10 protein-coding genes are annotated in these 12,544 nt (G+C 57.5%); 5 read left to right on the top strand and 5 right to left on the bottom strand.

Annotated elements, in window-relative coordinates; genetic code table 11:
• Positions 1 to 82 precede the first annotated feature (82 nt).
• From USH94_RS04640 to USH94_RS04650, 3 genes are read right to left on the bottom strand one after another with little or no spacing between them, the layout of a single operon-like run.
• Positions 83 to 2,260 carry a virulence factor SrfC family protein gene (locus tag USH94_RS04640; RefSeq protein ID WP_111963672.1) on the bottom strand — a complete coding sequence of 726 codons (2,178 nt, stop codon included), beginning with the start codon at positions 2,258 to 2,260 and terminating at the stop codon, positions 83 to 85.
• Positions 2,257 to 5,238, bottom strand: coding sequence for a virulence factor SrfB (locus USH94_RS04645; RefSeq protein ID WP_111963671.1), 2,982 nt, complete (start codon positions 5,236 to 5,238; stop codon positions 2,257 to 2,259). The genes USH94_RS04640 and USH94_RS04645 overlap by 4 nt, the downstream gene beginning before the upstream one ends.
• Before the next feature lie 4 nt (positions 5,239 to 5,242).
• Positions 5,243 to 6,589 (bottom strand): SrfA family protein, encoded by a 1,347-nt coding sequence (locus USH94_RS04650; RefSeq protein ID WP_111963670.1) that lies wholly within the window; start codon positions 6,587 to 6,589, stop codon positions 5,243 to 5,245.
• Positions 6,590 to 6,872: 283 nt separating this feature from the next.
• Between USH94_RS04650 and USH94_RS04655 the strand changes: the two genes are divergently transcribed.
• Complete coding sequence (locus USH94_RS04655) at positions 6,873 to 8,471, top strand: ABC transporter substrate-binding protein (RefSeq protein WP_111963669.1); 1,599 nt, start codon at positions 6,873 to 6,875, stop codon at positions 8,469 to 8,471.
• A 49-nt stretch (positions 8,472 to 8,520) separates the two neighbouring features.
• A complete protein-coding gene (locus tag USH94_RS04660; protein ID WP_111963668.1) occupies positions 8,521 to 8,754 on the top strand; it encodes a YdcY family protein in 234 nt (77 codons plus the stop codon).
• Positions 8,755 to 8,757: 3 nt separating this feature from the next.
• On the opposite strand, the gene USH94_RS04665 is transcribed toward USH94_RS04660, so the two are convergent.
• Positions 8,758 to 9,207, bottom strand: a complete 450-nt coding sequence (locus tag USH94_RS04665) for a DMT family transporter (RefSeq protein ID WP_032656841.1) — start codon at positions 9,205 to 9,207, stop codon at positions 8,758 to 8,760.
• A complete protein-coding gene (locus USH94_RS04670; protein WP_111963667.1) occupies positions 9,204 to 9,722 on the bottom strand; it encodes a GNAT family N-acetyltransferase in 519 nt (172 codons plus the stop codon). The genes USH94_RS04665 and USH94_RS04670 overlap by 4 nt, the downstream gene beginning before the upstream one ends.
• A 148-nt stretch (positions 9,723 to 9,870) precedes the next feature.
• Between USH94_RS04670 and USH94_RS04675 the strand changes: the two genes are divergently transcribed.
• From USH94_RS04675 to USH94_RS04685, 3 genes are all read left to right on the top strand, one after another.
• Positions 9,871 to 10,446, top strand: coding sequence for a helix-turn-helix domain-containing protein (locus USH94_RS04675; protein WP_008501301.1), 576 nt, complete (start codon positions 9,871 to 9,873; stop codon positions 10,444 to 10,446).
• A gap of 65 nt (positions 10,447 to 10,511) precedes the next feature.
• Positions 10,512 to 11,552 carry an NADP-dependent oxidoreductase gene (locus USH94_RS04680; RefSeq protein WP_111963666.1) on the top strand — a complete coding sequence of 347 codons (1,041 nt, stop codon included), beginning with the start codon at positions 10,512 to 10,514 and terminating at the stop codon, positions 11,550 to 11,552.
• A 255-nt stretch (positions 11,553 to 11,807) separates the two neighbouring features.
• The gene (locus tag USH94_RS04685) at positions 11,808 to 12,476 is read left to right on the top strand and encodes a GntR family transcriptional regulator (RefSeq protein ID WP_111963665.1); all 669 of its coding nucleotides are present in this window, start codon (positions 11,808 to 11,810) and stop codon (positions 12,474 to 12,476) included.
• Positions 12,477 to 12,544 lie beyond the last annotated feature (68 nt).

Raw genomic sequence — 12,544 nt, forward strand, 5'->3', positions numbered from 1 at the left:
CGGGTCTACAACGATGAAGAATGTAGGCCGGGTAAGCGCAGCGCCGCCCGGCAAGAGAGGCGGCTACATTGTTAATCAGCCTTCAGCGTAATAACGCCTGCAAAGCCTGACGCGCACCCGGCTGAACATCATGCGGGTGCTGGTAATCAATGTTCTCTATCGCGCGGCTATAGAGTGCGACCAGCCAGTCGTACACGTACGCGGTGGCCGCATGTACAGGCTGTTCTCCCAGGCGCGTCAAACGAGGCTCGGCGCTGCTGACCACCGGCGTGACGAAGATGGCCTGGCCCTTGCGGATGCGGCTTGCCGGACGTGTTGCCACGGGCGTTTGGTCGTAACCCAGCCAGCCAACGAAATTGCCCATCACGGCATGCAGCTGTGCCGCGCTACTTTTATCCGCCTCGACAATGCGCTGAAGCTGTTGAGGCAAATTCAGCCGGTAGCTGGTGACGACCAGCACATCCGCGATTTGCTGTAACACCTCAGGATCCAGCCCAAGACGGGCGGCGGTCGCCTCGTTGCGGCTCCACTGGCGCAGATGATTTATCCAGACTCGGTGCGCGAGACGCGCTTTGTCTTTTGTCTGGAACAGGCCAGTGCTTTCCTGCGCGTTCTCGGCAAACAGATCAATAGTGTCCGTAAACAGCCCGTTCACCTGCTCCTCGCGAGGCTGCTGAACGGCGAGCAGCGTTTCAAAGGCTTTCAGAGGCGGCAGCAGGCCTTCAAGCAGTTCGCCGTGGCGGGCGGCGCTGCTTTGCAGCATGCGCACCATGTTTTCCGCCTGAGCGCGTCTTGTCCCCGGTTCTTCAACCAGCGGTGCCAGATAGCTTTGCATCAGGGCCGACAGCTCCTGACGCAGCGCGTTTTTCAGCGTGCCGAGACGTTTCTGTCGCTGCGCGGGTAACGTGGCCTGAGACAGCCATTCGATGACGCGCTGCATGCTGTGGCTGTCCAGCGCCTGCAGCGTGCCCCAGCGTAAACCCGGCTTTCCGAGCAGATGCTGTACGGCTTCATCGAGATTCTGCCGGGTAGTAAAGCGGGCGTCATGCGGGGTGATCGCCCACACCAGCCCCGGCAGGGCAGATTCTTCAGCAGGCTGCGTCTCCTTCACCCAGTTCATTAACACTTTTGCTTTTTTGGCCGTCTGTTCGTGCTGTGCCGTCGTGTTGCAAATCACCAGCACATCCGGCTGAAGCTGTTGACGGTAATGTTCAAGAAGCCACTGGGATTTTGCCTGGCGTAGCGGATCGGCACGGTTATCTTCAAAAACCGGAATATCAATAATATCGACGTTATCCAGAGCCCCGTTCTCAACCGGCAGCACCAGCTCGCGGGTCAGGAATGCCAGCACGTCGACCGGGATGCTGATGGCGTTAAGTATTTCACCGCTATTCAGCGGATGAAGCAGCGTCTCCTGCGCGTCCTGAAGGTCTAACGCGCCGTCGTGCGTCAGGAATCCTTCACCCGGCAGCCCAAAGCTGTCCACCAGCAGGCTAAGCGGGGCAGCAAGATCGCCGGCATGGCTGGTCTGGTGCAGCACATGGGCCAGTTTTAACCACTGCTGGGTCAACTCCTGCTGCTCGCCCCAGAGCAGCGACCAGACGCTGGCTCGCGTGCTGAGATCGAGAGAAGGTACCAGTTGGGCAAACTCATGCCACAGGGCATCATCAATTTGCTGCTTAGCGGCGGGAACCGTGCTTTGCCAGAAGCGGGCAATCGTCCCCACTTCCTGAGCCGTGATGCCGGGCACGCTCTGCGGCTGGCGCAGCCCACGCCACTTCTCCAGACGTGTCTCAATGACCGCTTTATCCACCGCGCGCATCTGTGGATGGAGGGTCGTACGGGCAATAAACAGCTGTACCAGTTCGGCCTCGGTGACAAGACTCAGACGCAGCGGGAACGCCTCATCCGCCACCTCCGTGTTTTCACGGGTAAAGCGGACGGCCATGTTGGTCAGGGCATGTCCCGGATTGATATGCGAAAAATAGTCAAAGGTGCGCTGGCCCGGCGTCACGTTCAGGCGTCCATTACCGCTGCCGCAAAGAGACAACAGCAGGTGCGCTTTCGCGCTCTGCGAATGGCCGTAAAGCCCAACGCTGCTCTGGCGGGTCATGGCGCGTTCAATGGCCTGCTCCCGCGCCTGCGCCGCGTTGATGCGGGCAAGCAGGGCGTCGGCATCGTTATCCAGCACAGGGGCGTTCAGGCGCGTCTCATTAATCCACCCAATTAAGGCCTGAGTGGTGGTCGTCGTCGCTGTCATTTCAGGTATACGCTCCCGCTGTCGATCCAGTAGTGGCTACCGCTGTGTCGGCGATCGGCCAAAGTGTTCAGTTTGAAGGTTAATGCGTCAGGCGCAACAGGCGTGCCGTCCTGCAGCCAGGCATCGCTCAGCTCGAAGGCCTCCGGCCCCTCCTGCTTGCTGCCGCCGCAGAGCCTGAGCCGCACGTTCAGCACGCCGTCACCGGCAATGGCTTTCGCCAGTTCAGCCGAGTTGATGCTGAGCGTGTAGAGCGGCGTGGCAGGCCAGCGCGCGTTCGCCAACTGGCGGAAGCCGAGAGTCACGTTACCGCGCAGCGGGAAGTGCAGACGCGCGTCAAGCTTCGCGCCGGGTTTGTCCAGGTCGATATCCTGGTACCAGACGTTTTCCTCGCGCAGGGTATTGACGGTGTTATCCAGCACGCCCAGATAGCGCACGGTGGAATACGCGCCAATGTCCGCAGCTTTAAAGTTGAAGCGCGGCAGGCGCAGGTCAAGCGCCAGGCTGCAGAGCATGGCCCCGACGGCAGCTGTCGATTTCGGATTGCCAATGCGCCCCTGCTGGCTGAACGGATACCACTCGTGCACCTGGTATTTATCCAGCCAGACGATGCGGTTGACCGGCACCGGCTGCAGATGTCGAATGAGCGCCTGCACGCCGGGCAGGCAGCCGGGGCGTCCGGTGATCAGCAGAATATCGCAGCTGTAATGTGAAATCGCCTCACACACCGCGTGCAGCGGGGAGGCCAGCGTAAACTGCCCGGCCAGCATCGCATCCTGCATTTCGCGGAAGCTGACGTGCAGCGGCACGGCGAACAGGTCGAAAGCGTCAGAGCCCGCAGGCAGGGCATGATCGATCGCCTGCTGCAGGTAGTTCATCACGTTGCGCGTCGGCTTCTGCGGCAGGAGATCGCCAAAGGTGGCATGCAGACCGGCCAGCGGATCGTCAACGTCGCTCGATTCCCACGCGGCAAGAATGGCATGGCCAATCGGCATAAAGAGCTGCAGCGCCGTCTGCTGGCGGAGTACGGCCTGGGTATCAATACGCCCGGAGTCGCCGAACAGCGAGGCCATCAGCAGCGAGGCATCAGCAATACCGGATTTCTGCAGCTGCGTTTGCAGCGCGGGCAACACGTAGCGCTGAATCACGTCCAGAAGCGTATCGTCGCCCGCGACCTTAAATCCTTCACGGAACAGCAGCTGAGGGGTGATTTTGACGTTATTGCCGGAACCGTCGTCCAGCTGATAATGGGTGATCGCCATATCCGTTGTGCCACCGCCGATGTCGATGGACGCGACGCGCAGCGCGCGGCCCGGCTGGCTACCCGGCTCAGGCTTGCGGTCCGGACGGGCCAGAGAGGCGAAGAAGGCTTCGGTCTGGCCGCCAAAGCGGGAGATGGCTTCGTTATACAGCCAGACCAGCTGACCGCAGCTCGCTTCATCCCACTCCATCTGGATTTCAGGTACCGGCACCACGCTTTTTTCCTGCTGTTTGCGGGTGACAAAATCCTCATCCTGCGGGTGCCAGCCCATCGCTTTCCAGACGATGGCGATGGCTTCAAACATGCGGCGACGGAAAATCTCGCGCTCCTGCTTTGGCATGGCGGAGGGCAGCGTCAGGATCAGCGTGCGCAGCTGGCGCGGCGACGCCGGGAATCCCAGACGTAAGCGCGTGGCGACGCTGTTGATCTGCCCCAGCGCCTGCGCCAGCAGCTCGCACAGCATGTGGGTCATCAGGGTGCTGCGGCTGTACTGCGGAGAAAAGACTGGCAGCCGCTCGTCCTGCGGCAGCGTGAAGAGCGGCTCGCCGTCATCGTTCATCAGGTTCATCAGCGGAAACGCGGTGGCAAGCGGCTCACGCTGGGTTTTGCTGTTCATCTGGCTAAAGCGCCAGTCCTGCACGACCGGCGTTTCATCCCACAGGTAGCGACGCGGGCTCGAGATGCCGCTGTTGCCTTCAGTCCCCAGACGCTGCATCGCCAGCTTGCGGGCTTCATCACCCACGCGAACAATGGACGGCCAGACAAACGCATCTTCGCGACCGCTTTCGACCGAGAAGTGCTGCTTGCCAAAACGCGCTTCCGAAAACTCGAGACGGCTGGTGAACAGCGGCGCATTGAGGAACTGCGGCTCGCTTAGCGATCGAACTTGCAGCTCGGCGGTCTGGCGCAGGCCATCGTTGGCATCGCCGTGGTCTTCTATAATAACGCCGCAGGTGTGGGTATTGCCCACGTCGAGGATCAGATCGACCGGAATGGCAGGCGTGCTGAGCGTATGGGTTACAAATTTTACTTCCGGCACGGTGAGCTGTTCACCGAGCATGGTCATCAGGTTGAGCCAGTGGGCCTGATATTCAAAACCGCGCATCGCCTGCTGGAGATCTCGTTCTGAGCGGTTTTCGACACCGTCGGCATACTGGGTAAATGCCTCGCGCAGCCAGCCGTCAATCCACGTCTGGTCGAGGAAGCTTTCAACCTCATTGTCTCGCCAGGCCAGCGCGAAACGGGTCCCGTTCAGAATGTCGTTTTCTACCGGGGACTGGGCGGACGTGGCGTGTTCAGCAATCTGGCTGTCAAGGGCGAGCGTGACGCGGTGCGTATTGCCCGCCGTGTCGGGTGTATCCAGCCTGCGCACCTGAACGCGGGCCCAGTTATCCGGCCCCTCAACAAAGGTTCGCGGCGGGTTGAAGCGCAGGAACGGAACTGGAAGCCAGACGCCGTCCAGCACCGCCAGGGACTGATGCAGCGGGATGGTGGTTTCCGGCTTAACCACTTCAGGCTGCCCGCCGTTCGTTCCCGGCAGGGTATAGCGCCCGTTAACCAGGTCGAAATCGAGTCGCAAAAGCGGGCCGTTCGCGGTTTTACGTACGAAGCGCCCGTTGCTGGCGGTGTCCTGCGGCGTCAGACCGAAATCAAGGAACTGCACGCCGCTGTTGGCAATAAGCGTGACGCTTTGTTTATAGTCGCAAAGATTTACCAGCATAGGATCAGGCACCTGCTTTCTTGAACGTCAGTGGAACGATGGTATTGGCATCATAACGGGCGCGACATTCAGCGATATCGCTGGCGCCTGCTTTACAGGCAACTTCCGGCATCGGGTAGCGGGAACCGTCGGTGCAGCGGGCAGTACCGCGACTTTTAATCATCAGCTCGCCGTTGCTGTGCAGGCCGGAGAACACTTCCGCACGGCAGACAACGTTGTCGCCATGGACAACCCGGGCGAAGCCCTTATTGTTCTGGATCTGATAGCGCATTGACGGCGGCTTGCCGGTGACCGGATCTTTCACGTCGAGAACCGCACGCCAGGTACCGTTCAGGAAACGCGTCGATCCCGCTTTCACCTGATTCGCTTCCATCACCATGGCATCTTTCGGGATGGCGACAATCACCACCGGGGCAGGCTGTGGCGCAGGCGCCGGAGCAGGCTCTTTTTCTTTGTTTGCCAGGACCTCTGCCTGATGCAGCGGCAGTTTCATCCCCAGCGGCTCAACCGCTTTGATCGGCTTTGGCGCAATCTCGACGGGTTCTGGTGCGGGCGCCGGTGTGGGCTCAGCGGAAGGCGACTGTTTTGGCCACAGCAGCGGTGCGGCAATGGCGGCAACGATCGCGACGGCAACCGGCAGCGTCCACAGGGGAACACGACGTTTTTTCGCGACGATCGGCAGAGCAGGTTCCTGAGCGGGTTGCGCAACCGCCGGGGCTGGCTTTGGCTCATACAGCTCTTCCGGCGTGATGCGCACCACCGTGGAAGGGGCGATCAGCGGCTCGTCGGCTTGTTCAAAGGCTACAACCGGTTCTGGCTCAGGCTCGGGCTCAGGATCTTCAATCACAACGGGGGCAGGCTCAGGGACCAGCGATTCTCGCAGGCAGTCGAGAACATCGTCGCGCGCATTTTCGTTCAGGTTTACAAAGCCCCAGAAGCTGATGACAGGCTTTCCGTCCACCAGGAAGAGGAAGTTTTCACCCGGGAACTGAAACGCCTTTGACAGCAGAGAGCCAAAAAGCTGCTGCGCGGTTTTGGGGGACTGGAGGCATTTCTTGCTTAACGACTCAACGCTGGCGAGCGTGTTTTCCAGATAGCGCAAGGCGCGATAGCGGTCATCTTCATCTGCCGCTTTCCAGCTGGTTACGCTCCCTTCAACGGGGGAATACCAGTCCACGCGGTCACCGCTGTCGTTGACCTGAGGAATCGCCAGACAGTCGACGATGGCCTGTTGTTTGCGCAACCGGAGCGCTTCCCGGATTTGTAACGCTGATTCAAAAACGGCTTGTCCGCCGCCGCCAACGGCCTGAAAGTCATCCAGGTTACCGCTGCGTAAAAGAGTTTTTGCCACGATTTGATCCCATATACTTCTTCACACCGTTACTTTAACGAAACGAGGAAGCAACCAAACGGGGGAAGAGACGCTAAAAGGGCCGATTTCTTGCGGCATAGAAAGTGACGGTTGTGCTTGACGAATAATGGCACTTAAGGCAAATCATCTTTTTGGGCGCTGGCGGTTAAAACAGCAAAAAACGCGGCTTTAGAATAACCTGATAGTGTTTCGTTATTTGCCAGGTCAAAACGCCTGTGCTGTTATTACTGTCCTATATAATAAAACTGTCAGGGTTATAACCATGTCTACAGGGAAAACACTGCTCGCTCTTGCGCTGAGCGCGCTGTTACCAGCCGGTGCCGCATGGGCGGCAAACAACGACACCCTTATTTACTGTTCTGAAGCGTCCCCCGAGTCCTTCAACCCGCAAATCGCCAGCTCTGGCCCGTCTTTTGTGGCCAGTTCTCAGGTACTGTACAACCGCCTGATCAATTTCGACCCGGTGAAAAACACCCCGGTGCCGTCGCTGGCAGAGTCCTGGACAATCTCGCCGGACGGCAAGACTTATACCTTTGCCTTGCGCAAAGGGGTGAAGTTCAACAGCAATAAATATTTCAAACCGACGCGCGACTTTAACGCCGATGACGTTATTTTCTCGGTCATGCGTCAGAAAGACCCTAAACACCCGTATCACAACGTGTCGCAGGGCAACTACGAATACTTTAACGATGTGGGTCTCGATAAGCTGATCCAGGACGTTAAAAAGGTCGACGATTATCACGTTCAGTTCACCCTCAGCGAACCCAACGCCGCGTTTCTGGCCGACTGGGGGATGGATTTCGCCTCCATTCTCTCCGCCGAATACGCCGACGCGATGCTGAAAAAAGGCACGCCTGAAAACGTAGACACCTGGCCGATTGGTACCGGGCCGTACGTCCTGCAGCAGTATAATGTAGATTCGCTGATCCGCTACGTCGCGAACCCGAACTACTGGGAAGGCGAAGTGCCGACGAAGCATCTCATCTTCTCCATCACGCCAAATGTAGAAACCCGCCTGGCGAAGCTGCAGACCAACGAGTGCCAGATTATTCCTGCGCCATCCCCGGTTCAGTTTGATGCCATTAAGAACAACAAAGACCTGACGCTGCACTCGGTCGATGCGCTGAACGTCGGTTATCTGGCGTTCAACACAGAGAAAAAACCGTTCGATAACGTGCTGGTGCGTCAGGCGCTTAACTACGCGACCGACAAGAAGGCCATCGTTAATGCGGTCTTTATGGGATCGGGCACGGTGGCAAAATCGCCGATCCCGCCAAATATGCTGGGCTTCAATAAAGACCTGAAGGACTACAGCTACGATCCTGAAAAAGCGAAAGCCCTGCTGAAGCAGGCGGGTCTTGAGAAGGGCGCGGAAGTCACGCTGTGGTCAATGCCGGTTCAGCGTCCTTATAATCCGAACTCGCGTCGTATCGCAGAGATGATCCAGAGCGACTGGGCTAAAGTCGGCGTTAAAGCCAAAATTGTCTCTTACGAGTGGGGTGAATATCTCTCCGGAATGCGTAAAGGCGAACATGACTCCGCGCTGTTTGGCTGGATGTCCGATAACGGCGACCCGGACAACTTCGCCGATGTGTTGCTCGGCTGCAACAGCATTAAAACCGGCTCAAACGCCGCGCGCTGGTGCGATAAGGGGTATGATGCCCTGGTGCAAAAAGCGAAGCTGACCAGTAACCCGGCCGAGCGCGCGAAACTTTACGGCCAGGCGCAGGAGATTTTCTACCAGCAGGCGCCGTGGATCGCGCTGGCCAACGGGAAAACGTTCTACGCGACCCGCAGCAACGTGACCGGATACAGCGTGAGCCTGATGGGCAGCGATTTCTCTAAGGCGAAGCTGAACTGATCGTTTGCCCGGTGGCGCTGCGCCACCGGGCACATAACAAGGAGTGACAATGTCACATTTAAATGAAATTATCGCCCGCGTCGATGCCGCCATCGAAGAGAGCGTGATTACCCACATGAATGAACTGCTGATCGAATTAAGCGATGATGCTGAACTCAGTCGTGAAGATCGCTATACCCAGCAGCAGCGTCTGCGCACCGCGATTTCGCACCACGGTAAGCAGCATAAAGAGGAGATGGAAGCGCGTGAGGAACAGCTGACGAAAGGCGGCACCATACTTTAGCGATCAAAACTGGCGTCGCGCCACCAGCCATGCCCCGACCACCAGCATCACCGCGCCGCACACCGGGCCAATCAGGGCGCGCAGCGGAATGCCATTGCTCCTCAGCACGTCCATCACCAGCCCGCCAATCAGCTGGCTTGCTACCAGCACGGCGATGGTCGTCGCCGCGCCAACGTTCTGATATCCGCTGATGCTGGCAAACACGAAAAACGACCCCAGCAGCCCCGGGATAAGCGTCCACCAGCGAACCGTTGCGGCCAGCTCGCTGAATCCGGCGACGCCCTGTTTCAGCAGCAGAATGCTGACAAACAGCACAATGCCGACCAGGGAGTTCAGCAGCATCGCGATGAGAATGGTGGAGGAGGACTGGGTGATACGCACCATCAAGGTGTTTTGCACCACCAGACCAATTCCCGCCGCCACCAGAAACGCCAGCGTCAGCGACTGATTCATGGGATTGCGTCCGGTTCGCTGCGCTCGTCCAGCTGCAGCTGCATAAAGGTTAAGTCCAGCCAGCGGCCAAACTTGGTTCCCACCTGCGGCATCTGCCCCGTGGTGACAAAGCCGAGCGTCTCGTGGAGGTGAATCGAGGCATGGTTTTGCGCTTCAATCCCGGCCACCATCACGTGTTTACCGATGGCACGGGCCTCGTTTATCAGCGCGATCATCAGCGTGCGGCCAATGCCTTTTCCCTGATGTTCCGGGTGGATGTAGACCGAGTGCTCAACCGTATGACGAAAACCGTCGAAGGCGCGCCAGTCGCCGAAAGAGGCGTAGCCGGTAATCACGCCGTCCTCTTCGCTTACCAGAACCGGGTAACCCGCGAGAGTGCGTGCCTCAAACCAGGCGATTCGGTTATCGGTATCGACGGTTTTATCGTTCCAGATCGCGGCAGTATGCAGCACCGCGTGGTTGTAAATCTCTCCTATCGCAGCGCAGTCTTCTTTGCAGGCATGACGAACGATCATGATTAAACCTCTGTGTGTTGTTCACTATAGTGTTACGTTGTGGCTACGATATTACACAACCGTATAGCTCGAACGCTACGGCATAAGCCATATTTTTTTGTTATCAAAAGCCCATTGAAATGCTCTTCATTCACTATAGTATGACGTCATGAACACCATAACAGACACGATGAATCAACGGATTAGCGCAAGAATTCGCCTGGAGCGTGAGTCTCGCGGGTGGTCCCTGAGCGAGCTGGCCGACCGGGCAGGCGTCTCCCGCGCCATGATCCATAAAATCGAGCGCGGGGACAGTAGCCCGACGGCCACCTTGCTTGCCCGCCTGTCGGGCGCGTTTGGCATCAGCATGTCCACGCTGATTGCCCGGGCCGAGATGCAGGAAGGCAAGCTGCTGCGCCTTGCAAACCAGCCCGTCTGGCGCGATCCGCAGACGCACTACCTGCGCCGCCATGTTTCTCCCCGCACCGATCTGCCCATCGACCTTGTTCAGGTTGAACTGCCTGCGGGCAGCGATGTTCCGATGCCTGCCTCTTCTTACGCGCTGGCGCGTCAGCTTATCTGGCTCCAGTCCGGTGAGCTGGTGTTTCAGGAGGGCGACACTCGCCATGAAATGCACGCCGGAGATTGTCTCGAGCTGGGGCCGCCAAATGACTGCCGGTTCATCAACGAAACGAATGAAACCTGCATCTATCTGGTTGTACGGCTTAACCAGTCCGGCTCGTAATGCTAATGCGATAACGCCGATCGTGAGCCAGGCTGTAATAACATTTGTACCAGAAGGAGATCCTGATGAATCAACCTGTTTCGCAAAATCGCCGCTGGGTGCTGGCCTCTCGTCCTCAGGGCGCGCCGGTGGCGGAAAATTTTCGTCTGGAAACGCAGCCTGTTCCAGCCCCTGTTGAGGGGCAGCTTTTGCTTCGTACCGTCTGGCTGTCGCTGGACCCGTACATGCGGGGGCGCATGAGCGATGCGCCATCCTATTCACCGCCGGTTGAGCTGGGTGCGGTGATGGTGGGGGGAACGGTCAGCCGGGTTGAGCAGTCAAATCATCCCGATTTCAAACCGGGTGAATGGGTGCTGGGCTACAGCGGCTGGCAGGAGTATGAACTCTCGGACGGCAGCGGCCTGGTGAAGCTGGGCGAAAATCCGTCTCATCCTTCCTGGTCGCTGGGCGTACTGGGTATGCCGGGCTTTACCGCCTATATGGGGCTGCTGGATATCGGGCAACCGAAAGCCGGTGAAACGCTGGTGGTGGCTGCGGCAACCGGTCCGGTTGGCGCGACCGTCGGGCAGATCGGCAAAATCAAGGGTTGTCGGGTGGTTGGTGTGGCCGGTGGCGCAGAGAAATGCCGCCATGCCGTTGAGGTTCTCGGGTTTGACCTGTGTCTGGATCATCACGCGGCCGATTTTGCCGACCAGCTGAAGCACGCCTGCCCGAAAGGAATTGATGTCTATTATGAAAACGTTGGCGGAAAAGTATTTGACGCCGTGCTGCCGTTACTCAATACCTCCGCGCGCGTGCCGGTATGCGGTCTGGTAAGCGGCTACAATACGACGGGCTTGCCCGAGGGGCCGGATCGCCTGCCGCTTCTGATGGCGACCATCCTGAAGAAACGCATTCGTATGCAGGGCTTTATCATCGGACAGGATTACGGGCACCGCATTAAGGAGTTCCAGGAAGAGATGGGGCGCTGGGTGCAGGAGGGGAAAATCCACTATCGCGAACAGGTAACGGACGGGCTGGAGAACGCCCCCGAGGCGCTGATTGGCCTGCTGGAAGGACGAAACTTCGGCAAAGTCGTGATTCGCGTCGCGAGTGACAATAAATAAACAGCAATATGGCGGGGTTTCCCGCCATATTTATTTGTGAAGATACGATATATTGTCTTTAATTACTGGACATAGCTTTTCGCGCCATCATCCCGGATGAGCCCGAAAACGATAAAAAAACAAAATTTGCTTTTTTTGCTGTTTTTACGTACTTCCCACCACCAGGCATGACGATACAGGATATATCGGACCAGCGCCGTTTTATTAAAACTGGCGTTTAAAAATAGCATTAAGTTTTAGCTACAGGAATTCCACATGCTTGATTTGGATCACTTAGAAAAAGCCCAAAGGGTCAGTCTTACTATGCAAGTCGAACTCAGTTTGAAAGGAGCGTTAATTACAGGCTCACTCAAACCTGGGGCACGACTGATTACGAAAGAAATTGCCGATAAATTAGGAACCAGTATTACCCCTGTTCGCGAGGCGCTTTTGCGCCTGGTGTCATCAGGGGCATTACACGCTACGCCCGCGCAGGCATTTCTGGTTCCGGAGGTTACGCTGGAGCGCTATAACGAGATTAACGCCATAAGAAAACAGCTTGAGCCAATGGCGGTTGCCGCAGCCTGTCGGAATATGTCTGATAGCAAACTGGAGGCGTTGCGCAAATTGTCGGAGGCCTTCCATGAGGCCATGCGCAACGGGAACGTCCAGCAGGCGTTGCATGCGAATCGCGTCTTCCGGTTTACGCTGTATCAGTATGCGGAAATGCCTACGCTTAATGCATTAATTGAGCAGCTCTGGGTGCGCATCGGGCCCTGTATGAACTATCTGCATCAGGAGCTTAACGATATCAAAGCCTCGACATATCACTATGACGAACTCCTTTCCGCCCTTGAGAGAAGAGATGTTGTTGCCTGCCAGAAGGCGATTGATAAGGTGATTGATGAAGCGAATTTGCTTTTACAGCGACAATATTTTAACTAAGAGATTATTTAGCAGGGCGACTATATTTCGCACCTAATTATTTATCCGGTGAATAACTCCTGATGGTT

Origin of the sequence: Enterobacter sp. 148H3 (genome assembly GCF_034107425.1) — a bacterium.
GTDB lineage: Bacteria > Pseudomonadota > Gammaproteobacteria > Enterobacterales > Enterobacteriaceae > Enterobacter > Enterobacter vonholyi.